The following is a 24,401-nucleotide window of genomic DNA, read 5'->3' as shown; positions in this document are numbered from 1 at the left end:
TTTATTGGTTATCTATCTGTTATTAATGGATAAACAAAAACCATTTGCGACAAGCATCGCAAAACCAGCAAACAAAATTTGTGGTTTTATTTAACCGAGATGTAACTTTTATAAAACAAAGTGATTCACAAATATTGATTTGTTGAAATTATCGGAATCATAAGGTGATGACGTGACAGAAGAACAACGCTTTGACCAGCGCATCGCGCAGGAAACGGCCATCGAGCCGCAGGACTGGATGCCGGACGCATACCGTAAGACGCTGATCCGCCAGATTGGCCAGCATGCGCACTCGGAAATTGTCGGCATGTTGCCGGAAGGCAACTGGATAACCCGCGCACCCACGCTGAGGCGTAAGGCCATTCTGCTCGCAAAAGTACAGGACGAGGCCGGACACGGTCTGTACCTCTACAGCGCGGCGGAAACACTGGGCTGCGCGCGTGAAGATCTGTACCAGAAGATGCTCGACGGCCAGATGAAATACTCCTCCATCTTCAACTACCCAACCCTGAGCTGGGCGGATATCGGTGTGATCGGCTGGCTGGTCGATGGCGCGGCGATTGTTAACCAGGTGGCGCTGTGTCGTACCTCCTACGGCCCGTATGCCAGGGCGATGGTCAAAATCTGCAAAGAAGAGAGCTTCCATCAGCGTCAGGGCTTCGAAGCGTGTATGGCGCTGGCTACTGGTAGCGAGGAACAGCGTCAGATGCTGCAGGATGCCATCAACCGTTTCTGGTGGCCTGCGTTGATGATGTTTGGCCCGAACGACGACAACTCACCGAACAGTGCCCGCAGCATGGCGTGGAAAATCAAACTGCACTCCAACGACGAACTGCGTCAGCGCTTTGTTGATAACACGGTCCCGCAGGTAGAAATCCTCGGTATGACCGTGCCGGACGCCGACCTAAAGCTTGATGAAGCGACGGGGAAATATCGATTCGGTGAGATCGACTGGCAGGAATTTAATGAGGTCATCAACGGTCGTGGTGTCTGCAACCACGAACGTCTGGGCGCAAAGCGTAAGGCCTGGGAAGAAGGGGCATGGGTGCGCGAGGCCGCACTGGCGCACGCCGAAAAGCAACAGGCCCGCGACGCGGCGTAAGGAGAGAGTCATGAGCAAAACATACTGGCCGTTATACGAAGTTTTTGTCCGCAGCAAACAGGGGTTATCACACCGTCACGTTGGCAGTCTGCATGCCGCCGATGACCAGATGGCGCTGGAAAATGCACGCGATGCCTATACACGCCGCAGCGAAGGCTGCTCCATCTGGGTGGTGAAAGCCAGCGAAATTGTTGCGTCACAGCCGGAAGAACGCGGTGAATTTTTTGACCCGGCGGAGAGCAAAGTCTATCGCCATCCCACGTTCTACACCGTGCCGGACGGCATGGAACATATGTGAGGCAACGATGAATAACCTGAATCCCGTTGCAACCTATGCCCTGCGTCTGGGCGATAACGGCCTGGTGCTGGCTCAGCGTCTGGGTGCCTGGTGCGGTCATGCGCCGGAGCTGGAGATTGATCTGGCGCTGGCTAATATCGGCCTCGACCTGCTGGGGCAGGCGCGCAACTTCCTCAGCTACGCCGCCGAACTGGCGGGTAACGGCGACGAAGACACGCTGGCTTTTGGTCGTGACGAGCGTCAGTTCCGCAATCTGTTGCTGGTGGAACAGCCTAACGGCAACTTTGCCGACACGATCGCTCGCCAGTTCTTTATCGACGTCTGGCATGTGGCGCTGTTCACTCGTTTGGTTAACAGCCGCGATAAGCAGATTGCGGCTATCGCTGCCAAAGGACTGAAAGAAGTGCGTTATCACCTGCGCTTCAGCCGCGGCTGGCTGGAGCGACTGGGGAATGGTACTGACTACTCCGCGCAACTGATGCAGAAGGCGGTGGACAATCTGTGGCGTTACACCGGCGAATTGTTCCTTGCCGACGAACTGGAGATCGCTCTGGCCAGGCAGGGCATTGCTGTCGATCCGCGCGAACTGCAAACCGAATGGCAGACGACGGTACACACTGCGCTGATTGATTCTGGTTTACACGTTCCGCAAGAGGCGGCGTTTCGCAACGGCGGTAAGCAGGGGCTACACAGCGAACATCTTGGGCCGATGTTGGCCGAGATGCAGTACTTGCAGCGTGCGTATCCTGGTCAGCAGTGGTAGCAGGGGGTGGCTATGCAACGTCTTACCGCGGTCGCACCGCCAGAGGTGCACACCGTTTGGGGGCTGTTAAGTGCGATTTCCGATCCGGAAGTGCCGGTGCTGACCATCACCGATCTCGGCATGGTACGCAGCGTTGAGCGCTGCGGCGACGGCTGGGTAATCGGCTTTACGCCGACATACTCCGGCTGCCCGGCCACAGAGCATCTACTGGGTGAAATTCGCATGATGATGGCGGAGCACGGCTATACGCCAGTACATATCGTCTTGCAGCTTGACCCACCGTGGACCACTGACTGGATGAGCCCGGACGCCCGTGAACGCCTGCGCCAGTATGGTATCAGCCCGCCGCAGGCCCACGCCTGTCATGCCGAAATGCCAACTGACGTACAGTGCCCGCGCTGCGCCAGCACCCATACCTCGCTGATTAGCGAATTCGGATCCACGGCCTGTAAAGCGTTATATCGCTGCGACAGCTGCCGTGAACCCTTTGATTACTTTAAATGTATTTGAGGTTGCGATGACAACATTTCATTCGCTTACCGTGGCCAACGTCGAAGCGGAAACGCGCGATGCGGTGACCATCACTTTCACCATTCCCGACGCGCTGCGTAATGCCTACGCCTTCCGACCGGGCCAGCATTTGACGCTGAAAGCTCACCTCGGTGGAGAAGAGCTGCGTCGGTGTTACTCCATTTGTCGCAGCCGCTCGCCGTCGGAAATTAGCGTCGCGGTTAAAGCTATCGACGGTGGGCGTTTCTCCCGCTATGCCCAGCAGGATATCCAGCAGGGTATGGCGCTGGAAGTGATGGTGCCGCAAGGGCACTTCGGCTACCAGCCGCAGGCCGAGCGCGAAGCCGAATATCTGGCGATTGCCGCCGGGTCCGGCATTACGCCGATGATGGCGATTATTGAAGCGACGCTGACGACCGAACCGGCCAGCCAGCTCACGCTGATCTACGGCAACCGCAGCAGCCACAGCATGATGTTCCGTCAGGCGCTGGCCGATCTGAAAGACCGCTATCCGCAGCGTTTACAGGTGGTGCACTTGTTCAGTCAGGAGGCGATGGACAGCGATCTGCTACAGGGTCGTATTGACGGCGACAAACTGCGTGCGCTGGGCAAAAACCTGCTCGATTTCAGCCGCTTCGACGACGCCTTTATCTGTGGCCCATCGGCAATGATGGATGAAGCCGAAGTGGCACTGCGCGAACTGGGCATAGCGGAAAAATCCATTCACCTTGAGCGTTTCAATACGCCGGGGACCAGCGTGAAACGCGCCACCGGCGTGCAGGCGGAAGGCCGCACGGTCACCCTTCGTCAGGATGGGCGCGATCGCCTGATTTCACTGAATGCGGAAGATGACAGCATTCTCGACGCCGCGTTGCGCCAGGGCGCTGACCTGCCGTTCGCCTGTAAAGGCGGCGTGTGCGCCACCTGCAAATGCAAGGTGGTCAGCGGCGAGGTGGCTATGGCCGCCAACTACAGCCTTGAAGCCGATGAACTGGCGGCGGGCTATGTGCTGAGCTGCCAGGCGCTGCCAACCAGCGGTGACGTAGTGGTCGACTTCGATGCGCGGGGGATGGCATGAGCGAACTGCTGATTTCCCGTCACGACCGTGTACTGCAACTGACCCTGAACCGCCCACAGGCGCGTAACGCCCTGAACAATGCGCTGCTAACGCAGATTGCTGACGCGCTGGAAAGCGCGGCGGCGGACGCCAGCATCAGCGTTTGCGTGATTAGCGGCAACCCGCGCTACTTCGCTGCCGGAGCCGATCTCAACGAAATGGCGGAAAAAGATCTGCCCGCCACTTTCGACGATATTCGCCCACATCTGTGGGCACGTATTGATGCCTTCAACAAGCCGTTGATCGCGGTGGTTAACGGTTACGCGCTGGGAGCCGGGTGCGAGCTGACTCTGCTGTGCGACCTGGTGATTGCCGGGGATAACGCCCGCTTTGGTCTGCCGGAGATTACTCTCGGCACCATGCCAGGGGCGGGCGGTACGCAGCGGCTTATCCGTAGTGTTGGTAAAGCGCTGGCCAGCCGAATGGTGCTGAGCGGTGAAAGCATTGATGCCGAACGAGCGCAACAGGCCGGGCTGGTGAGTGACATTCACCCGGCGAACCTCTCCGATGAATACGCGCTCAAGCTGGCGGCGACCATCGCCCGTCACTCACCGCTGGCGCTGCGGGCGGCAAAACAGTCTCTACGCGCTGCGCAAGAAGTGGGTCTCCAGGCCGGTCTGGTGCAGGAACGTCAGCTGTTTACGCTGCTGAGCGGCACCGAAGATCGTCGTGAAGGCGTCAGCGCCTTTTTAGAAAAACGCACACCGGAATTTAAAGGACGCTAATCGTGGACGTATTTATTCTCAGCGAAGTGGAGCAGGGCGTGATGACTATCACCCTGAACCGCCCGGACCGACTCAACAGCTTTAACGACGTGATGCACCAGCAGCTCGCCGACTGCCTGAAACAGGCCGAGCGCGACGACACCATTCGTTGTCTGCTGATCACCGGCGCCGGACGCGGATTTTGCGCCGGACAGGATCTGAACGACCGTAACGTTGACCCGAGCGGTCCCGCGCCGGATCTGGGCATGTCGGTGGAACGCTTCTACAACCCGCTGGTGCGCCGCTTAGCCGCGCTGCCGAAGCCGGTTATCTGTGCCGTCAACGGCGTTGCCGCTGGTGCCGGTGCCACACTGGCCTTGGGCTGCGACATCGTCCTCGCCGCGCGCTCGGCGAAGTTTGTTATGGCCTTCAGCAAACTCGGCCTGGTGCCGGACTGCGGCGGAAGCTGGGTGCTGCCGCGCGTAGCCGGTCGCGCTCGCGCCGTGGGTTTGCTGATGCTTGGCGATAACCTCAGCGCCGAACAGGCCGCGCAGTGGGGCATGATCTGGCAAGTGGTCGACGATGCCGAGTTGAAAGATACCGCGTTGACCATGGCGCGCCATTTCGCGACGCAGCCGACCTATGGCCTGGGGCTGATTAAGAAAGCCTTGCAGCTTTCCGAAACCAACACGCTGGATCAGCAGCTTGAGCTTGAGCGCGACTACCAGCGCATGGCCGGTCGCAGCGACGACTATCGCGAAGGGGTCAGCGCCTTTCTCGGCAAACGCCCACCACAGTTCAGCGGGAAATAAGCCATGACGCAAACTCTTCATCGCGTTGCCGTGATCGGCGGCGGAACAATGGGGGCAGGCATTGCCGAAGTGGCTGCCAGCGCCGGACATTCGGTCCTGCTGTATGACATTTCCACTGAGGCGATTACTCGCGCCATTGAGGGTATTCGCCAGCGACTCGACGTTCGTGTTGGTCGTGGAAAAATCAGTGCGGAACAGGCCAGTGAATTACTGGCACGGATCGCCCCCGCGACTGAACTGAATCAGCTTGCCGATGCACAACTGGTGATTGAAGCCGCTTCCGAGCAACTGGAAATTAAAAAAGCGCTGTTCAGTCAGTTGGCGGAGATCTGTTTGCCGTCAACGCTGCTGACCAGTAATACCTCGTCGATCTCAATTACCGCAATTGCGGCGGGAGTGAAGCATCCGGAACGTGTGGCGGGGCTGCATTTCTTTAACCCTGCACCGGTGATGAAACTGGTGGAAGTGGTGAGCGGCCTTGCCACCTCAACTGAGGTAGTTGAGCTGCTTAGCCAGTGCGTAATCGCCTGGGGCAAGCAGCCGGTGCGCTGCCGCTCAACGCCGGGTTTTATCGTCAACCGTGTGGCGCGTCCGTACTACGCTGAAGCCTGGCGCGCGCTGGAAGAACAGGTTGCGTCAGCGGAAGTGATTGATGCGGCGCTGCGTGATGGCGGCGGCTTCCCGATGGGACCGCTGGCGCTGACCGACTTGATTGGTCAGGACGTCAACTTTGCCGTGACCTGTTCGGTGTTTAACGCCTTCTGGCAGGACCGCCGTTTTCTACCGTCTTTGCTGCAACAGGAGCTCGCTCTGGCGGGGCGTCTGGGAAAGAAGAGCGGCCACGGCGTCTATCGCTGGCCTGCTGAAGTATCGCCTGAACTGGCTGTTGCAGCGGTAGCGCCTGAAAATGCAGCAAAAAATATCAAGCGTGACGTTGTCACTGAACTGGATGATGTGCTGCTCCTTGAAACTACCGGTGAAACCGCGCTGGCCTTAAGCGTGCGGCACCAGCGCCCGGTGGTGGTGTATGACCATGCTGCGGGCGACACCGTCGTGCTGGCAAGCGCACCAACCAACCCGGCTTCAGCCACCGACAAAGCGGTGTACTACTTCCAGCAGCAGGGCAAAAAAGTGCTGCGTATTGCCGACTACCCAGGGCTGCTGGTATGGCGCACGGTAGCGATGCTGGCGAACGAAGCGCTGGATACGCTGCAAAAAGGAGTCGCCAGCGCCGAGGATATCGATGCCGCCATGCGCTTGGGGGTCAACTACCCGCACGGGCCGCTGGCCTGGGGCGAATCGCTCGGCTGGGGACGTGTGCTTCGTCTGCTGGAAAATCTACAACAGCACTACGGCGAAGAACGCTATCGCCCGAGTGCGCTGCTGCGCCAGAAAGCGCTGATGGAGATGCGTCATGAGTAACGAAGCCTGGCGCAACGCCCGCGCCATGTATGTGAAAGACACCTGCGCGCAGGCGCTGGGGATTGAAATTATTGAGATGGACGACGGTTATTCGCAGATGACTATGACCGTGTCGCCGTCGCAGCTGAATGGCCATCAGACCTGTCACGGCGGGCAACTGTTTTCACTGGCGGATACTGCCTTTGCTTACGCCTGCAACAGTCAGGGACTGGCGGCAGTAGCCTCAGCGGCCAGTATCGACTTTCTGCGTCCGGCCTTTGCAGGTGACAAACTGACCGCCACCGCGCGGGTCAAGCAGCAAGGCAAACTCACTGGCGTTTACGACATTGAAATTGTCAATCAGCAACACAAAACCGTGGCTCTGTTTCGCGGCAAATCCCACCGCATCGGTGGCACGATTACAGGAGAAGTCTAATGCGTGACGCATTTATTTGTGACGGTATTCGTACCCCGATTGGTCGCTACGGCGGGGCGCTGGCAGGCGTGCGTGCCGACGATCTGGCGGCCATCCCGTTGCGTGAATTACTCAACCGCAACCCACGCCTGGATCCCAGCGCTATTGACGATGTGATCTTCGGTTGCGCCAACCAGGCGGGCGAGGATAACCGCAACGTGGCGCATATGGCGACCCTGCTGGCGGGTTATCCGCACAGCGTTGCCGGCACGACCATCAACCGTCTGTGCGGCTCCGGGCTTGATGCAATCGGCTTCGCTGCTCGCACGATCAAAGCCGGTGATGCCGACCTGCTGATCGCTGGTGGTGTTGAGTCAATGTCACGCGCGCCGTTTGTAATGGGCAAAGCCACCGCGCCGTTTCAGCGTCAGGCCGAGATGTTTGATACCACCATTGGCTGGCGTTTTGTGAACCCGCTCATGCAGCAACAATTCGGAACTGACAGCATGCCGGAAACGGCGGAGAATGTAGCTGAATTGTTAAATATAAGCCGAGAGGACCAGGACGCCTTTGCGTATCGCAGCCAGCAGCGCACGGCGAAAGCCCAGCGTGACGGCATTCTGGCGCAGGAAATTGTGCCGGTACAAATCATTGGCAAGAAAGGGGCAGTTAGCGCAGTACGTGAAGATGAACATCCGCGTGCAGAAACCACGCTGGAGCAACTCGCACAACTGAAAACACCGTTTCGTAAGAACGGCGTGGTTACCGCAGGCAATGCCTCTGGGGTGAACGACGGCGCGGCAGCAATGATCGTAGCCAGCGAGCAACACATAAAGGCCCAGGGACTAACGCCGCGTGCACGCATTGTCGCGATGGCGACGGCGGGCGTGGAGCCGAAGTTTATGGGGCTTGGGCCAGTTCCTGCGGTACGAAAAGTGCTGGAGCGCGCCGGGCTGAATATCAACGATATGGATGTGATTGAGCTGAATGAAGCCTTTGCCGCCCAGGCGTTGGGTGTGATGAGACAGCTTGGACTGGCAGATGACGCAGAACACGTGAATCCCAATGGGGGGGCTATCGCTTTAGGTCACCCGCTGGGGATGAGCGGTGTGCGGTTAGCGCTGGCCGCAACGCTGGAGCTGGAACGACGCAATGGACGTTATGCGCTGTGTACGATGTGTATTGGCGTGGGTCAGGGCATTGCCATGATCCTTGAGCGAGTGTGAGCTAATTGACCTGCGAGTGCCCTACAAAATGACAACGACAACAACAAAATTAGATCCGATTGAAACCGCATCGCGTGACGAATTACAGGCTTTGCAAACCAAGCGCCTGAAATGGACGTTAAAACACGCCTATGAAAATGTCCCGATGTACCGCCGTAAGTTCGACGCGGCGGGGGTTCACCCGGATGATTTCCGTGAGCTGAGCGATCTGAGCAAGTTTCCCTGCACCACCAAGCAGGACCTCCGTGACAACTATCCCTTCGACACCTTCGCGGTACCGATGGAGCAGGTGGTGCGTATCCATGCATCATCCGGCACCACGGGTAAACCGACGGTGGTGGGCTATACGCAAAATGATATCGATACCTGGGCTAACATCGTCGCCCGCTCGCTGCGTGCCGCAGGCGGTACCGCGAAAGATAAAATCCACGTCGCTTATGGCTATGGCCTTTTCACCGGCGGACTGGGCGCGCACTACGGCGCGGAACGCCTGGGGGCAACGGTCATCCCGATGTCCGGCGGTCAAACCGAGAAACAGGCGCAGCTGATTCGCGATTTCAAACCTGACATGATTATGGTCACGCCATCCTACTGTCTGAACCTGATTGAAGAGCTGGAGCGCCAGATGGGCGGTGACGCGCGGGGTTGTTCGCTGCGTACCGGTGTCTTTGGCGCAGAGCCGTGGACAACGGGGATGCGCGCGGAGATCGAACGTCGCCTGGGTATTACGGCGCTGGATATTTATGGCCTCTCGGAAGTGATGGGGCCGGGCGTGGCGATGGAGTGCATCGAAACGGGTGATGGTCCGACAATATGGGAGGATCATTTCTTCCCGGAAGTGGTCAATCCGGATGACGGTACGCCACTGGCCGACGGCGAGCACGGCGAACTGCTGTTCACCACGCTGACGAAAGAAGCGCTACCGGTCATTCGTTATCGTACCCGCGACCTGACGCGCCTGCTGCCGGGTACCGCGCGCACGATGCGTCGTATGGATCGCATTAGCGGTCGCAGCGACGATATGCTGATTATTCGCGGCGTCAACGTCTTCCCATCGCAGGTGGAAGAAGAGATCCTCAAGATTGAACATCTGGCTCCGCATTACCAGTTGGAAGTGGATCGCCGAGGACATCTTGATTCGCTTTCGGTACGCGTGGAGCTTAAAGAGAGTAGCCTGGTGCTAAGCCATGAGCAGCGCTGCCAGATTTGCCATCATTTGCGTCATCGTATTAAGTCGATGGTCGGTATTTCAACGGACGTAAGCATTGTTAACTGCGGCAGCATCCCGCGCTCAGAAGGAAAGGCGTGTCGGGTGTTCGACCTGCGCAAAGTTGCCGCCAACGGCTAAGCCTCGTAGGCCTGATAAGCGCAGCGCCATCAGGCGAGAGCGCACAAGTTGCCGGATGGCGGCGTTGCCTTATCCGGCCTACAAATTCCTGCCATATCGCGGAAATTTTCCTGTGCTATGATTCAAAAAGGACAAAAAAGACAACAGTATGAATCATATGGAAAAACTCGATAGTTTTATTCAGCAGGCGGTAACCGCAATGCCGGTCAGCGGCACCTCGCTTATCGCCTCGCTTTACGGGGACTGTTTATCGCAACGCGGTGGAGAAGTCTGGCTCGGTAGCGTTGCCGCGCTGCTGGAAGGGCTTGGCTTCGGTGAACGTTTTGTACGTACCGCGCTGTTTCGCCTTAATAAAGAAGAATGGCTGGACGTAGTACGTATCGGCCGTCGCAGTTTCTACCGCCTGAGTGATAAAGGGCTACGCTTGACGCGCCGCGCCGAGAGCAAAATCTACCGTGCCAACGCCCCTGAGTGGGACGGTACCTGGCTGCTGCTGCTGTCGGAGGGGCTGGAGAAAAATACCCTGGCCGAAGTTAAAAAGCAGCTGTTATGGCAAGGTTTTGGCGTACTGGCGCCGAGTCTGCTGGCGTCGCCATCGCAAAAGCTGGCGGACGTACAGTCGCTGCTCCATGAAGCTGGGGTGGCGGAAAACGTCATCGTTTTTGAGGCGCATTCGCCGTTGGCACTCTCCCGCGCTGCGCTGCGTGAGCGGGTAGAAGGGTGCTGGCACTTAACCGAACAAAATGCCATGTACGAGGCGTTTATCACGCTGTTCCGTCCGTTGTTACCGCTACTGCGTGACGCCGGGCCGGACGAACTTACGCCAGAGCGCTGCTTCCAGATCCGCCTGTTGCTCATTCACTTCTATCGTCGGGTTGTGCTCAAAGATCCGCTGCTGCCGGAAGAATTGTTGCCTGCTCACTGGCTGGGTCAGACGGCGCGTCAGCTGTGCATTAATATTTATCAACGTGTTGCGCCCGGCGCCCAGGTTTTCGTCAGCGAAAAAGGCGAGAGCTCGGTGGGGGAACTGCCCGCGCCGGGGCCGCTCTATTATCAACGCTTCGGCGGATTAGCCGAGGTGTAATAGGAGAAGCCATGCCGATTTACCAGATTGACGGGATGATCCCGGTAGTTCCTGCAGAAAGCTATGTTCACCCAACCGCAGTGCTGATTGGCGATGTCATTCTCGGCAAAGGTGTTTATGTTGGTCCCAACGCCAGCCTGCGCGGAGATTTTGGGCGTATCGTGGTTAAAGATGGGGCGAATATCCAGGATAACTGCGTAATGCACGGATTTCCCGGCCAGGATACGGTGGTGGAAGAGGACGGACATATCGGCCACGGCGCGATTCTGCATGGCTGTGTGATTGGGCGTAACGCGCTGGTCGGCATGAGCGCGGTGATTATCGATGGCGCGACCATCGGTGAAAACAGTATCGTTGGTGCTTCGGCGTTTGTGAAAGCGTGCGCTGAGATGCCTGCCAACCATCTGATTGTCGGCAGCCCGGCGAAAGCGATTCGCATGTTAACTGAGCAGGAAATGGTGTGGAAAAAACAGGGCACTCGCGAGTATCAGGTGCTGGTGGGGCGCTGTCAGCAGACGCTTGCAGAAGTGGAGCCGCTGACTGCGGTAGAACCCGACAGAAAGCGGCTGGAGTTTGATGAGAATTTGCAACCTAAGTCAGCGAGTTAGCGATTCTACGCAATACCCGGTGTCAGAACTGGTAGCTGGCGGTAACGCTGACGTTGCGCGGCTCACCATAAACGATAGAACTGTCGATATTCGTGTCGTAGGTTTTATCGAATAGGTTATTAAGGTTACCCTGTACTGAGAAGTTTTTTGTTACCTGGTAGCGGGTAAACAAATCTACCAGGGCGTAGCTTCCCTGTTCCGCGCGGAATGTGCCATAAGGCGTGACCGTATCGCTGTAAACACGATTCTGCCAGTTAACTCCACCGCCAACGGTCAGTTCCGGCATGGCTGGCAGGCGATAACGGGTAAACAGTTTGACCGTGGTCCGCGGCAGGTTTGGGTTTACTGCATTGCCTTCGTTGTCTTCTGCAACATAGCGTGTCGCACCAAACGTCATCTGCCAGTTATCGGTGATCGCACCGTTAATCTCGAATTCGACCCCTTTACTGACCGTACCATCCATCGCTTTAAAGGCCGTGTCGCCATTGCTACCGGCGATTGGCACGCCGGTTGATTGCGCTACGTTATCCTGTTCGATGCGGAACACCGCGAGCGTGGTGGTTAAACGGCTGTTCATCCAGTCGGACTTCAGACCAAGCTCATAGTTGTTGCCGGTGATCGGAGAGAGATATTTACCGGAACTGTCGCGCTTGTTCTGCGGCTGGAAGATTGAGGTATAGCTGGCGTAGGTAGACCAGTTATCGTCAATGTCATATACCAAACCCGCATACGGCGTGGTGTGGTTTTGCTCCATGCTGTAGGTCAGGGTGTCGATACGCCAGTTGGTGTAACGTGCGCCAACAATCAAATGCAGTGGGTCGGCCAGCGAAATACGCGTTGCGGCGTACAGCGATTTCATGTGCGTGGTATCGTCCTGAGCCAATGACTGCGGGTTCCAGTTGGTTTCAGGGAAGTTACCATCATAGGTATAGAAGCTGCCGATTTCGTTGGGGAAAACGTTCGCCCACGAGCTTTCATAACGGTTATTCTGTTTACTGTAGCTGCCGCCCAGCATCAGATTATGCTGACGACCAAACAGATCGTAACCGCCGTCGGCAAATAGATCGACAGCATCCACTTTACGTTTGCCGCTGTTCCAGCCGGTTCCTCCGACGTAGTCATATCCCGGACCATAGTTGCCATATGGGCCAATCAGCGTGCCGTCGGCCTTATTAACATAGGCATCGACGTACATCATTTTACTGTCGAACTTGACCTCGGAGTGGGTGGCGTTCATGGTCGTCTGCCAGGTATCGGCAAAACGCTGTTTGATGGTGACAAACACTTTGTTGAAGTCTTTATCGTTGTAAGCCCAGTCCGGCGCAGTGCTGCGCGAACGGTCGTAGCTGTTTTTACTGCCATCGGTATTCCAGCGCGGCAATCCACCCCAGGTTGGGCTGTTGATATCAATGCGCTGATATTCATAGCCCGCAGACAGGCTGGTGGTGTCACCCAAATCGGCATCGACAATCCCGGAGAAGAACATTTTTTCGCTATTGTAGCGATCAAGCCAGGAGTCGTTATTCTGGTAACCCGCCACGATACGACCGCGCACGTTGCCGTCTGCCGTAAGCGGGCTTTGCAGATCGGTCACATAGCGTTGTTTGTTCCAACTGCCATATTCCGCTGAAACATTACCGGTGAACTCGCGGCTGGTGGCATGCTTACGGATCATGTTAATGGAGGCTGAAGGGTTACCCGTCCCGGTCATTAGCCCGTTTGCGCCACGGACCACTTCGACACGCTCAAAAAGGGCGGTGTCAGAAAGGGCGTCACCGAGATTCCAGCGGGATTCAAAATAGGTCGGGATCCCATCGACCATATAGTTATCAATCTGAAATCCGCGCGAGTAATAGCTGCTGCGATCTGAATCCGCCTGGCTTTTGCTTATCCCCAACGTGTTGTCCATCACATCGCCCAGCGTTTGCAATTGCTGATCTTCCATGCGTTGCTGGCTGACAATGCTGACCGATTGCGGAATATCGCGCTGTGTCATTTGCATTTTTGTGCCAGCGGTCGTTGATTTAACGCTGTAATCTTGCTCCTCACTGGATGCCGAAGGAGCAGAACCTTCCACGATCACTGTCTCTTCTGCAGGGGCTGCGAGGCTGGTGGAAGGTAAAAGGGCTAGCGTGATGCATGCTGCCAGCAAAGAAGGGGCAAGCCCCGGTTGGCGTTGAACATTCCCGTTGAGTGTTGTGAAAGACATCGAAAAGTCCTTGATAATTATTAATATTAAGTTCAAATCACCGGTAGTTGTGATGAACCCTTTGGTTGTAAACTATTAAATGCGCATGTAAATACAAATGCGAAATATACGCATTAGCAATTAATGTGTAAACAGATGCTACGACATAAATGAAATATTGTTTCAGTACTATGCTTGAGCAATAGCGCAGGAAAATGGTTATAAGAGCAGCACTGACTGAGGTTTTCGCTTAAAAAATCGAGGGTTAAAGTTGAAAGAGCGTGAGGAACTCGCTCATACTCTATACTCGCAGAGTTACCCGGCGTAGCATGGCAAAACGCTTGGGCTGTTAATGAAAAAGGAAAACGTCGTGGCAGAAGAAACTATATTCAGCAAAATTATTCGTCGTGAGATTCCGTCGGATATCGTATACCAGGATGAACTGGTCACTGCGTTTCGTGATATTTCCCCTCAGGCACCAACGCATATCCTGATCATTCCTAACATTCTGATCCCAACTGTCAACGATGTGACGGCGGAACATGAACAGGCATTGGGCCGCATGATCACCGTTGCGGCGAAAATTGCTGAGCAGGAAGGCATTGCTGCAGATGGGTACCGCTTAATCATGAACACCAACCGCCACGGGGGGCAGGAGGTGTATCACATTCATATGCACCTGCTGGGTGGACGTGCGCTTGGCCCAATGCTTGCGCATAAAGGTCTGTAAGCATGACCAGAGGATGCATTGCGCTTTCACTGGGCTTGTTGTTGCTGGCGGGTTGTCGTTCACACCCTGAAATCCCAGTAAGTGATGAACAGTCGCTGGTGATGGAATCAACAATTCTGGCGGCGGGTATTACAGCAGAGCAGCCCACGTTAACAACGTCTGATATTCAGGCTTCGGCATCCTCGCGACTCTATAACGAAAGACAAGAACCCGTTACCGTTCATTATCGGTTTTACTGGTATGACGCCAGAGGGCTGGAAATGCACCCTCTGGAAGCGCCACGCAGTGTGACTATTCCGGCTCATTCGTCGGTGACGCTGTACGGCAGCGCCAATTTTCTGGGGGCGCACAAGGTTAGACTTTATCTTTATTTGTAAGGGGTGAATCTTGATGAACAAAATGAATCGCTACGCACTGATTGCCGCGCTGGCGATGTTTCTCTCTGGCTGTGTGGCGCAACGTGAGCCCGCGCCGGTAGAGGAAGTGAAGCCGGTACCGGAACAGCCTGCGCAGCCGCAACAGCCGGTGCCGGTTGTGCCAACGGTGCCAAGCATACCGCAGCAACCGGGTCCAATTGAGCATGAGGACCAAACGGCGCAGCCGACGCCACGTCAACGTCACTATGACTGGAACGGGGCTATGCAGCCGATGGTCGGCAAAATGCTGCAGGCAGACGGCGTCAAAGCGGGCGGCGTTCTGCTGGTTGATAGCGTGAATAACCGCACCAACGGCTCGTTGAACGCGGGTGAAGCCACCGAAACCTTACGTAACGCGCTGGCGAATAACGGTAAGTTTACGCTGATTTCTGCCCAACAGCTGGCTGTCGCCAAACAGCAGTTAGGTCTGTCTCCGAATGACAGTCTGGGAACGCGCAGTAAAGCGATTGGTATCGCCCGTAACGTTGGCGCGCAGTATGTGCTTTATTCCAGCGCATCCGGCAACGTCAATTCGCCTGCGCTGCAAATGCAATTAATGCTGGTACAAACTGGCGAGATAATCTGGTCAGGTAAAGGTGCCGTTCAGCAACAATAGCAGACTCACGCGCGGCGAAGTGTTGTCGCGCTATTTCCCGCAGTATCATCCCGTCGCAACCAGCCAAACCGGCCTGAGCGGCGGGAGCTGCATCATTGAACACCGTTCCCACCGGCTGGTACTGCGCTGCCATCACGATCCTGACGCGCCGGAATCTCATTTCTTACGCCAATATCATGCGTTAAAACACCTGCCAGAAAGCCTTGCGCCACGTCCTCATTTTTATACGCGTGGGTGGATGGCAGTCGAGTTTTTTCACGGTAAGGTAGAATCCAGATTACCGGACGCCGACGAACTCGCAGGCTTATTGTATCATCTGCACCAGCAACCCCGATTGGGCTGGCGAATCAGCCTGCTGCCGCTAATTGAACAGTACTGGCAGTGTGGCGATCCGGCGCGTCGTACACCATGCTGGCTGCGCGCGCTGAAGCGGCTAAGGAAACGAGGTGAGCCTCGACCTTTGCGCCTGGGGCCGCTGCATATGGATGTTCACGGTGACAACATCGTACGTACGGCATCAGGGCTGCGGCTGATTGACTGGGAATACGCTGGAGACGGTGATATTGCCCTGGAGCTGGCGGCAGTATGGGTTAGCGATGAATCCCAGCACCAACAGTTGGTTAGCACCTACGCCCAACGAGCGCACATTAAGCCAGACGTTTTGTGGCGACAGGTCAGACAATGGCAACCCTGGATAATGATGCTGAAGGCGGGGTGGTTTGAGTATCGCTGGCGGCAAACCGGCGATCGACAATTTATCAGGCTGGCCGATGAAACCTGGCGGCAGCTAACAATTAAAGGATAAGGAGAGCAGTGTGGGCCCAGTAATGTTGGATGTCGAAGGGTATGAGCTGGACGCTGAAGAGCGTGAGATTCTGGCACATCCGCTGGTAGGTGGGTTGATCCTCTTTACCCGAAATTATCATGACCCGGAACAGCTGCGTGAATTAGTGCGTCAGATCCGGGCTGCGTCACGTAACCATCTGGTGGTGGCGGTAGATCAGGAAGGCGGACGCGTACAGCGTTTTCGTGAGGGCTTTACCCGCCTGCCTGCAGCTCAATCCTTTGCTGCGTTGCACGGTCTGGAAGAAGGCGGCAAACTGGCTCAGGACGCAGGGTGGTTGATGGCCAGCGAAATGATCGCGATGGACATTGATATCAGCTTTGCACCCGTGCTGGATGTGGGCCATATCAGCGCGGCAATCGGCGAGCGTTCTTACCATGCCGATCCGCTAAAAGCGCTGGCGATGGCGACCCGCTTCATTGACGGGATGCATGCTGCTGGCATGAAAACGACCGGTAAACATTTCCCAGGACATGGGGCGGTGACGGCGGATTCACACAAAGAAACCCCAACCGATCCACGCCCAGAAGCCGAGATTCGTGCGAAAGATATGTCCGTGTTCCAGACGTTGATTACGGAAAACAAACTGGATGCCATTATGCCTGCGCATGTCATCTACAGTGATGTCGATCCGCGTCCGGCGAGTGGTTCACCTCACTGGTTGAAAACGGTGCTACGCCAGGAGCTTGGCTTCGATGGTGTCATTTTCTCCGACGATTTGTCGATGGAAGGGGCGGCGATTATGGGAAGCTATGCGGAGCGTGGACAGGCCTCGCTGGATGCAGGTTGCGATATGATCCTGGTCTGCAATAATCGTAAGGGAGCGGTCAGTGTGTTAGATAATCTGTCGCCGATCAATGCAGAACGTGTTACACGTTTGTATCATAAAGGTTCATTTTCACGTCAGGAACTGATGGACTCGTCACGCTGGAAGACGGTAAGCGCTCAGCTTAACCAACTTCATGAGCGCTGGCAGGAAGAGAAAGCAGGTCATTAACGCAAGTTTGGCGAGGATGCGATGATTATCTATTTACACGGTTTTGACTCTAACAGCCCGGGCAACCATGAGAAGGTGTTGCAGCTACAATTCATCGACCCGGATGTCAGGCTGATTAGCTACAGTACGCGGCATCCTAAACATGATATGCAGCATCTGCTGAAAGAAGTGGACAAAATGCTGCAGCTGAATGTGGATGACCGTCCGCTGATTTGTGGTGTGGGGCTCGGGGGATATTGGGCTGAACGGATTGGTTTCCTGTGTGATATTCGTCAGGTAGTGTTTAATCCCAACCTGTTCCCGTATGAGAACATGGAAGGCAAAATCGACAGACCTGAGGAGTATGCAGACATCGCAACAAAATGCGTGACCAATTTCCGTGAGAAGAATCGCGATCGCTGCCTGGTGATCCTGTCACGTCATGATGAAGCGCTTAACAGTCAGCGTTCGTCGGAAGAGCTGCATCATTTTTACGAGATAGTCTGGGACGAAGAGCAGACGCATAAGTTTAAGAATATCTCTCCGCATTTGCAGCGCATCAAAGCGTTCAAGACGTTAGGTTAATTCTTATTGAGTGTGTAAAAAACCAGCCATCGGGCTAATGCTCGTCAGTTACGAACGTATGGTGAACATGTGATTCCGGCTCAGGGTTCCGTTCACCTCAGTGGTGTCATTTCTCTGAAGCGCAGATACCTGTGAACGTGCAAGGGAGGCTCACCGCCGCCTCCCTTGCAACCCAGGCTCCCGGCGGGAAAATCGTCGCTACGCGAGTTATTCGTCTTATGCCGTCTGCCTGTCGGGTCGGGGTCGAGCCTGCGTCCGTGCAGGCCGTCCCCTCTGCCCGCATCCCTGCGGGCAGACCCGGTCAGTCGTCAACGCCTCATCGATTTTCAGCCGGACCGGGGTCATCGCTTCAACGCACTGACTTCCAGTTAAATCTTTTTTGCTGTTTAAACAAAAAAACGCAGATGGTCAGGTGTGGGCTGGTCCGGCTGAAAATTGCCGACGTGATTCCGTAAGGCCGGGAGAGCCAGCATGGATGCTGGCTCAGGGCGCGCTTTGCATGGATGCTACCTCGCGCCCGGCCCGGTAGCCTGGAGGAATAAGCGGAGGGTATTGCGCAGCAACAATTTTCCCGCCGGGAGCCGGGATTGTAAAGGGCGTGGCGGAGAACGCCCTTTACACGTTCACAGGAATCGGTGCTTAAGAGAAATGACACCACTGAGGTGAACGGAACTCTTTCTCCGAGATAGCATGTTCTTTACCTCGGGCAGCACAGGTTGAAGCTTTCTGAAACTGAGGCGCTAACTGACTGGCATTACAGCCGCCGGGCTGGTTTTTTTGTTCTTAAAGTTCCGGTTGTCTATCTTTTCAGCATCAAAACTTGATACACATCAATTTTGGTATGACCAATGCACCGTTCGTGTTATTCTCACTCTCGAAGAACATTTTCATTACCGTAACTTGTTGTTAATTAAAGGCTATGTTAATAACTTTTAATTAACAATTGGTTAATAAATTTGAGGGGGTCACGTTGACTACACCATTGAAAAGGATCGTGATTGTCGGCGGCGGTGCTGGCGGACTGGAAATGGCGACGCAGCTGGGTAAAAAACTCGGGCGTAAGAAAAAGGCCAAAATCACACTGGTAGACAGAAACCACAGTCACTTGTGGAAACCGTTACTGCATGAAGTGGCGACGGGTTCACTGGACGAAGGTGTGGATGCGCTGAGTTATTTGGCTCATGCCCGTAACCATGGCTTCCAGTTCCAGTTAGGCTCGGTGGTGGATATCGATCGTGAAGCGAAGACCATTACTCTCGCTGAGCTGCGCGATGAGAAGGGTGAGCTACTGGTTCCTGAGCGTAAAGTGCCGTATGACACGCTGGTGATGGCGCTGGGCAGTACGTCCAACGATTTCAACACCCCTGGCGTGAAAGAAAACTGCATTTTCCTCGATAACCCGCATCAGGCGCGTCGTTTCCACCAGGAGATGCTGAATCTGTTCCTGAAGTATTCCGCGAATCTGGGCGCTAACGGAAAAGTGAATATCGCCATTGTGGGCGGCGGTGCGACGGGTGTTGAACTCTCCGCTGAGCTGCACAATGCGGTAAAACAACTGCACAGCTATGGTTACAAAGGGCTGACCAATGACGCGCTGAACGTTACGCTGGTCGAAGCCGGTGAGCGTATTCTGCCTGCGTTGCCGCCGCGTATTTCCGGTGCTGCGCATAATGAGTTAACCAAACTGGGCGTACGCGTACTGACCCAGACGATGGTAACCAGCGCTGATGAAGGCGGACTGCACACCAAAGATGGCGAATACATTAAAGCCGATCTGATGGTGTGGGCGGCGGGTATCAAAGCGCCAGACTTTATGAAAGACATTGGCGGTCTGGAAACGAACCGTATTAACCAACTGGTGGTTGAGCCAACTCTGCAGAGCACGCGCGATCCTGACGTGTACGCGATTGGCGACTGCGCTTCCTGCGCTCGCCCGGAAGGCGGTTTTGTGCCTCCGCGCGCTCAGGCAGCACACCAGATGGCGACCTGCGCGATGAACAATATTCTGGCACAGATGAATGGCAAGCCGCTGAAAGCGTATCAGTACAAAGATCACGGCTCTCTGGTCTCGCTCTCTAACTTCTCTACCGTGGGTAGCCTGATGGGCAACCTGACCCGTGGTTCGATGATGGTGGAAGGACGTATTGCGCGCTTTGTGTATATCTCGCTGTACCGCATGCACCAGATTGCGCTGCACGGTTACTTCAAAACCGGCCTGATGATGCTGGTCGGCAGTATCAACCGGGTGATTCGCCCGCGTCTGAAACTGCATTAATATCGACTTGTGGTGCCGGATGATTTTACGCATCCGGCGCCTTCCTTCAGAGTTGTCTGAATCATTCCGCTTTCGCTCCACCTCCGGCTATTTTCATCCGTAATCTGATTGGCATTCCTTACCTTCTGTTGCAAAGTTGTTGCTAATAGCAAAAAAGGAGGTAGTCCCGTGAATAAATCAATGTTGGCGGGTATAGGGATTGGCGTAGCTGCTGCGCTGGGTGTTGCAGCGGTGGCCAGTCTGAACGTTTTCGAGCGTGGCCCACAGTATGCGCAAGTTGTCTCTGCAACACCGATTAAAGAGTCGGTAAAAACACCGCGTCAGGAGTGCCGGAACGTAACGGTCACCCACCGCAAGCCGGTACAAGATGAAAACCGTATCGCGGGTTCCGTACTGGGCGCGGTTGCGGGTGGTGTTATTGGGCATCAGTTTGGCGGTGGACGTGGTAAAGATATTGCCACCGTGGCCGGTGCTTTAGGCGGCGGCTATGCAGGTAACCAGATTCAGGGTTCGATGCAGGAAAACGATACTTACACCACCACGCAGCAGCGTTGTAAAACGGTGTATGACAAATCTGAAAAGATGCTGGGCTACGACGTGACGTACAAAATTGGCGATCAGCAGGGGAAAATCCGTATGGATAAGGATCCCGGCGCGCAAATTCCGTTGGATAACAACGGACAGTTGGTACTGAATAACAAAGCGTAAAATAGCATTATCCTGAACATTAGCCCCCCATTCGCTCAGGCTGGGGGGCTTTTTTTATCAGAAGGTTAAGGCGTAGTTCAGACCAAATGTACGACCCCGGCCCTTGTATTCATACAGTGACGGGCTGCCGTAGGTTGGGCTGTACAGCAGTGGCGCACGTTGTCCCCACAGTGTGGTGTACTCTTCATTCAGCAGGTTTTCCACGCTGAAGGTCAGCTTACCCAATGGGAGCTGATAGCTGCCGATAAAGTCCATCGTGTTATAGCCATCCAGCTTGTTACCGCTGGCGTCGGTCAGATCAAATGTTTGCTGGCTCTGTACGCGCAAGGTCCACGGTTCTGGTGCCCAGCCGACCCACGCGGTTGCTTTGGACGGTGAGGCCAGCGTGACATCCCATTTTTGCCATTTACCGTTCTGTTTCACTTCCGATTTAATGACGTTGAAATTGCCGCCCAGGCTCCAGTCCGTGTCCGCAATGAAATAATCCACCGCACCTTCAAGGCCATAAATGCGGCGATCGTCGGGCTGAACGTTAATGGTCATATCACTGCGGTTGATAACGATCGATTTATCTGAAGTCGAGTAGTAAGCGGCCAGTTGCGTGCGCAGACTATCGCCGGTATAGCGCCACCCCAGTTCGTACGAGTTAACTTTAATCCCTTCCAGACGTGAATCCGCCACGTTGACGCTGCGCTGGAGCTGGTAATGATCGCCAACCAGCGAATAGGTACCGTTACCGTAATATTTCCCTGGGTCCGGAAGCTCCACGCCCTGAGAAAAGTTAAACCACGTTTGCTGACGGTCGGTCAGGTGGGCAAGGATACCGGCGTTGAACAGGAAATTATCGTAATCGGTTTTGCCGCCCGGAATAGTATCGGCAGAGTTCGCAAGCCCGGTCGCGATTCCCTGCTGTTGAGCATAGCCAACGAAATCATCAACCCTGTTTTCGGTCCACTGATAGCGCACGCCGCCGCTGAGGGTAAAAATGTCGTTAATGTCATAGCTGTTTTGCAGGAAAGGCGCGAAGTTGGTGATGCTGTAACCGGGGTAACGCCCGGTGGTATAAGCGGTACGGTTGTCCATGCCGCCGGAGGGCAGGGACCAGGCCAGATCGAAGAATTTCTGATTGGAGTCGAAGGTTTCGTGATCGGCATCGACACCCCACGTCAGCTCCCAGTTATCCATCAACTGGCTGTTGAGGGTAATTTTGGCACCAAACTGGTCGGTGTCCTGCTGTGATGCGGAGAAACTGGTGACTTTGCCTTTGCTGAGCGTAGGGAAGGGGTAGAATTTCAGCGATTCGTCACGATAATAGATTTGGCTGACCAGGTTCTGGCCAAAAAAATCCGCATCTGAATATTGCAGGCTAATAAGATGACGTTCGGTGCCGGGAATACGATCGGAATTCAGTCCGCTGCTGGTGTATGCTTTGCCGTTTCCGGTCACGGCGGACATGTTCTCGCCGAGATCCAGCCCGTAATCGTCATCCCCCTGACTTTTATAGTACTGCGTAACCAGTTGCAACTGACGGTTGTCGTCAAGTTCAATCGTCCCTGTGCCCATGACGTCCAGGCGATCGGAGTGCTGTAGCCCGGTTTGGGTGTTATCGAGCAGCAGGGCATCGTGATTACCGTCATACCAGCCGCCAAATCGTTGATACGCGACGGACATACGCCCGGAAGCGCGATCGGTTCCGCCACTCACCGCCGCGGCAACGCGTTCATCATGATCGTTGCTATTGTTGAAGCCGCTTTTGCTCCCCAGTTCGAGTTCTACTTCACGCTCCGGCTGGCCTTTTTTGGTGACAATGTTGATTAATCCGCCGGTACTGCCACCGCCATAAAGTGAGGTTGCGCCTGAAATGACTTCAATGTGCGCAATGTTAAATGGGTCAATGGAGTCAAGCTGACGGCTGTCGGTTCGCGAGGAATTCAGACGGACGCCGTCAATTAGCACGACAATGGCGCGACCACGCATGTTCATGCCGTAGTTGGTTCGTCCCTGACTGCTGACATCAATTCCGGGGATTAACTGAGCAAGAACATCCTTGAACTCTTTACCACCCTGAACTTGCTGTTCAATTTCGCTTCCTTCAATAACCCAGGTCGTTTGCGCCATTTCTGCCACTGTGCGCTGGCTACGGTTGGCGCTGACGATGAGGTTCTCTTCCTCAGCCGCAACGGCGGGTAGAGTTAAAGATAACAGAAGAGGATTGAGCACCCAGAGACGCTTATGCATTTGTATTCCTTTTAAAAAAGTCGGTCTGTTTTTGTTATAGCGGTAGAGAAACCGATGGTTACATTGTGAAACAGGCATTAAAACAAATGCGAATATTGCTGATAATAATTGTCGTTATCAATACTTTTTACAAAAAATGATCGGGTAACACGATGAAAACAATGAGAAATGTAGGGTCAATAGAACGGGAATCTAACCGGGGGCTTTATCAGCTCCCGGTGGTGTGAGTACAGCGGGGGAATTGTGGGAAAGGGTTAAGCTTTGACGAGTTCGGGCCACAGTCGCAGGGTTGTGTGTGCGATCTGCATCAGTTTTTCAAACGTTGCGCCTTCACGGGCGCTGATCGACATACCTTGTAAAATACAGTTCAGGTATTCGGCCAGTTTTTGCACGTCGCAATGGGCCGGAATTTCGCCTCGTTGCTGGCGCTGGTGAAGGAACTGGGTAAGCGTCTGTTCCTGCATTGCATGGCGGGATTTCACCGTGTGTGCAATATCGCGGGAAGAGGCTGCCAGCGTCGCAGAAGTATTAATCATGAAACATCCCGCCGGGGTGTCCTTGCTGGTAAAGCAGGTCGCTATAGCAGTGAAATAGTCTTCCAGTGCGGACTCAAGGCTTTTTTCTTCACAAAACAGCTGGGCTTCGTGTTTCGCCGCAAAGCGGGTGATGTAGCGGTCCAGTACGGCACGGAACAACCCTTCTTTATTGGTGAACTCCGCATACAGCGTAGGCGCTTTTGCGCCGGTGGCTTCCACGAGATCGGCGAGTGAGGTCGCTTCATATCCGTGCTGCCAGAAGAGTGTCATGGCCTTATCAAGCGCGGCTTCCCTGTCGAACACTTTTGGTCGGCCACGGCTTTTTTTTGCACAACCTGTCGTTTCAGTTGTCATGGCGCCGATGTACCTTTGTTGGGTTTATTGAATAACCATTATAAAAATATTCGACTGCACACTCCAGCGGATTCACGATAAAAATAATTTATAGCTATTAGCATGAAAAATAAGACCTTTATATTTTATATAACGATCATTATAAAAAAATGTTGACGTGTGACCTGGATCACATCTATGATTTACCTATCGATCGTTAAGTTAATCTTCTCGACACCCATTCATCTGCTAAAGGTCACTATCATGAAAAACGTAAAAACACTGTTTGTCGCTGCTGTTCTTAGCTCACTGTCATTTGCAAGCTTTGCCGCTGTTGAAGTTCAGTCCACCCCTGCGGGTCAAGAGAAAGTCGGTACTATTTCTGCGAATGCGGGGACTAACTTAGGTTCTCTGGAAGATCAACTGGCGCAGAAAGCCGATGAGATGGGTGCGAAGTCTTTCCGTATTACTTCCGTTACCGGTCCTAACACTCTTCACGGAACTGCTGTTATCTACAAATAAGATTTAACCCATCGCAATGCCACTGCGAGTTAATTAAAAAAACCCC

Annotated in this window: 25 protein-coding genes; 22 read left to right on the top strand and 3 right to left on the bottom strand. The window is 54.7% G+C overall.

Going from position 1 to position 24,401, the window contains the following annotated elements:
- Positions 1-172 precede the first annotated feature (172 nt).
- The 13 genes from paaA (at position 173) to paaY (ending at position 11,388) form a co-directional block, all read left to right on the top strand.
- Complete coding sequence (gene paaA, locus SK35_RS15165; protein WP_048214437.1) at positions 173-1,102, top strand: 1,2-phenylacetyl-CoA epoxidase subunit PaaA; 930 nt, start codon at positions 173-175, stop codon at positions 1,100-1,102.
- A 10-nt stretch (positions 1,103-1,112) separates the two neighbouring features.
- Positions 1,113-1,400, top strand: coding sequence for a 1,2-phenylacetyl-CoA epoxidase subunit PaaB (gene paaB, locus SK35_RS15160; RefSeq protein ID WP_032943000.1), 288 nt, complete (start codon positions 1,113-1,115; stop codon positions 1,398-1,400).
- A 7-nt stretch (positions 1,401-1,407) separates the two neighbouring features.
- The gene (gene paaC / locus SK35_RS15155) at positions 1,408-2,163 is read left to right on the top strand and encodes a 1,2-phenylacetyl-CoA epoxidase subunit PaaC (protein WP_048214436.1); all 756 of its coding nucleotides are present in this window, start codon (positions 1,408-1,410) and stop codon (positions 2,161-2,163) included.
- A gap of 12 nt (positions 2,164-2,175) precedes the next feature.
- On the top strand, positions 2,176-2,673 hold the full coding sequence (paaD, locus tag SK35_RS15150; protein WP_048214435.1) for a 1,2-phenylacetyl-CoA epoxidase subunit PaaD: 498 nt from the start codon (positions 2,176-2,178) through the stop codon (positions 2,671-2,673).
- Positions 2,674-2,680: 7 nt separating this feature from the next.
- Positions 2,681-3,751 (top strand): 1,2-phenylacetyl-CoA epoxidase subunit PaaE, encoded by a 1,071-nt coding sequence (gene paaE, locus SK35_RS15145; protein ID WP_048214434.1) that lies wholly within the window; start codon positions 2,681-2,683, stop codon positions 3,749-3,751.
- On the top strand, positions 3,748-4,515 hold the full coding sequence (paaF, locus tag SK35_RS15140) for a 2,3-dehydroadipyl-CoA hydratase PaaF (protein WP_048214433.1): 768 nt from the start codon (positions 3,748-3,750) through the stop codon (positions 4,513-4,515). Before paaE ends, paaF begins: the two co-directional genes overlap by 4 nt.
- Before the next feature lie 2 nt (positions 4,516-4,517).
- Positions 4,518-5,306, top strand: a complete 789-nt coding sequence (paaG, locus tag SK35_RS15135; RefSeq protein ID WP_048214432.1) for a 2-(1,2-epoxy-1,2-dihydrophenyl)acetyl-CoA isomerase PaaG — start codon at positions 4,518-4,520, stop codon at positions 5,304-5,306.
- 3 nt (positions 5,307-5,309) lie between these two features.
- On the top strand, positions 5,310-6,728 hold the full coding sequence (gene paaH, locus SK35_RS15130; RefSeq protein WP_048214431.1) for a 3-hydroxyacyl-CoA dehydrogenase PaaH: 1,419 nt from the start codon (positions 5,310-5,312) through the stop codon (positions 6,726-6,728).
- On the top strand, positions 6,721-7,143 hold the full coding sequence (gene paaI / locus SK35_RS15125) for a hydroxyphenylacetyl-CoA thioesterase PaaI (protein WP_003832239.1): 423 nt from the start codon (positions 6,721-6,723) through the stop codon (positions 7,141-7,143). The genes paaH and paaI overlap by 8 nt, the downstream gene beginning before the upstream one ends.
- A complete protein-coding gene (pcaF, locus tag SK35_RS15120; protein ID WP_048214430.1) occupies positions 7,143-8,348 on the top strand; it encodes a 3-oxoadipyl-CoA thiolase in 1,206 nt (401 codons plus the stop codon). The genes paaI and pcaF overlap by 1 nt, the downstream gene beginning before the upstream one ends.
- 28 nt (positions 8,349-8,376) lie before the next feature.
- A complete protein-coding gene (gene paaK / locus SK35_RS15115) occupies positions 8,377-9,696 on the top strand; it encodes a phenylacetate--CoA ligase PaaK (protein WP_048214429.1) in 1,320 nt (439 codons plus the stop codon).
- Between the two features lie 157 nt (positions 9,697-9,853).
- Positions 9,854-10,780, top strand: a complete 927-nt coding sequence (gene paaX, locus SK35_RS15110) for a phenylacetic acid degradation operon negative regulatory protein PaaX (protein ID WP_165612492.1) — start codon at positions 9,854-9,856, stop codon at positions 10,778-10,780.
- An 11-nt stretch (positions 10,781-10,791) separates the two neighbouring features.
- Positions 10,792-11,388 (top strand): phenylacetic acid degradation protein PaaY, encoded by a 597-nt coding sequence (paaY, locus tag SK35_RS15105; RefSeq protein ID WP_048214427.1) that lies wholly within the window; start codon positions 10,792-10,794, stop codon positions 11,386-11,388.
- Positions 11,389-11,410: 22 nt separating this feature from the next.
- Here the strand turns inward: paaY and fhuE are convergent, their stop codons facing one another.
- A complete protein-coding gene (fhuE, locus tag SK35_RS15100) occupies positions 11,411-13,597 on the bottom strand; it encodes a ferric-rhodotorulic acid/ferric-coprogen receptor FhuE (protein ID WP_048214426.1) in 2,187 nt (728 codons plus the stop codon).
- Between the two features lie 349 nt (positions 13,598-13,946).
- Between fhuE and hinT the strand changes: the two genes are divergently transcribed.
- The 8 genes from hinT (at position 13,947) to SK35_RS15060 (ending at position 20,726) form a co-directional block, all read left to right on the top strand.
- Positions 13,947-14,306 carry a purine nucleoside phosphoramidase gene (gene hinT, locus SK35_RS15095; RefSeq protein WP_003030826.1) on the top strand — a complete coding sequence of 120 codons (360 nt, stop codon included), beginning with the start codon at positions 13,947-13,949 and terminating at the stop codon, positions 14,304-14,306.
- 2 nt (positions 14,307-14,308) lie between these two features.
- Entirely contained in the window at positions 14,309-14,683 is a 375-nt protein-coding gene (locus tag SK35_RS15090) for a YcfL family protein (protein WP_048214425.1), read from the top strand.
- 13 nt (positions 14,684-14,696) lie between these two features.
- Entirely contained in the window at positions 14,697-15,338 is a 642-nt protein-coding gene (gene lpoB, locus SK35_RS15085) for a penicillin-binding protein activator LpoB (protein ID WP_008784426.1), read from the top strand.
- Positions 15,319-16,143 carry a thiamine kinase gene (gene thiK / locus SK35_RS15080; protein WP_048214424.1) on the top strand — a complete coding sequence of 275 codons (825 nt, stop codon included), beginning with the start codon at positions 15,319-15,321 and terminating at the stop codon, positions 16,141-16,143. The genes lpoB and thiK overlap by 20 nt, the downstream gene beginning before the upstream one ends.
- Positions 16,144-16,153: 10 nt before the next feature.
- Positions 16,154-17,179 (top strand): beta-N-acetylhexosaminidase, encoded by a 1,026-nt coding sequence (gene nagZ / locus SK35_RS15075; RefSeq protein WP_048214423.1) that lies wholly within the window; start codon positions 16,154-16,156, stop codon positions 17,177-17,179.
- Between the two features lie 21 nt (positions 17,180-17,200).
- On the top strand, positions 17,201-17,743 hold the full coding sequence (gene ycfP, locus SK35_RS15070) for an alpha/beta hydrolase YcfP (RefSeq protein WP_003030817.1): 543 nt from the start codon (positions 17,201-17,203) through the stop codon (positions 17,741-17,743).
- A gap of 970 nt (positions 17,744-18,713) precedes the next feature.
- Positions 18,714-20,018: an NADH-quinone dehydrogenase gene (gene ndh / locus SK35_RS15065; RefSeq protein ID WP_003832263.1), complete on the top strand. Its 1,305-nt coding sequence runs from the start codon at positions 18,714-18,716 to the stop codon at positions 20,016-20,018.
- A 168-nt stretch (positions 20,019-20,186) separates the two neighbouring features.
- Positions 20,187-20,726 (top strand): glycine zipper 2TM domain-containing protein, encoded by a 540-nt coding sequence (locus SK35_RS15060; RefSeq protein ID WP_003030814.1) that lies wholly within the window; start codon positions 20,187-20,189, stop codon positions 20,724-20,726.
- 57 nt (positions 20,727-20,783) lie between these two features.
- Here SK35_RS15060 and SK35_RS15055 read toward each other — a convergent pair whose 3' ends face one another.
- Both SK35_RS15055 and comR read right to left on the bottom strand, forming a co-directional pair.
- Positions 20,784-22,964: a TonB-dependent siderophore receptor gene (locus SK35_RS15055; protein WP_048214422.1), complete on the bottom strand. Its 2,181-nt coding sequence runs from the start codon at positions 22,962-22,964 to the stop codon at positions 20,784-20,786.
- Positions 22,965-23,218: 254 nt separating this feature from the next.
- Positions 23,219-23,854 carry a TetR family copper-responsive transcriptional repressor ComR gene (gene comR / locus SK35_RS15050; protein WP_008784432.1) on the bottom strand — a complete coding sequence of 212 codons (636 nt, stop codon included), beginning with the start codon at positions 23,852-23,854 and terminating at the stop codon, positions 23,219-23,221.
- Positions 23,855-24,097: 243 nt separating this feature from the next.
- Here comR and bhsA point away from each other — a divergent pair, with 243 nt between their 5' ends.
- On the top strand, positions 24,098-24,355 hold the full coding sequence (gene bhsA / locus SK35_RS15045) for a multiple stress resistance protein BhsA (RefSeq protein ID WP_003030810.1): 258 nt from the start codon (positions 24,098-24,100) through the stop codon (positions 24,353-24,355).
- Positions 24,356-24,401: the final 46 nt, after the last annotated feature.

The sequence above is a fragment of the Citrobacter sp. MGH105 genome, assembly GCF_001037485.2.
GTDB lineage: Bacteria > Pseudomonadota > Gammaproteobacteria > Enterobacterales > Enterobacteriaceae > Citrobacter > Citrobacter portucalensis.
The sequence above is the reverse complement of the archived record's forward strand: the minus strand, read 5'-3'. Positions and strand labels throughout refer to the sequence as shown.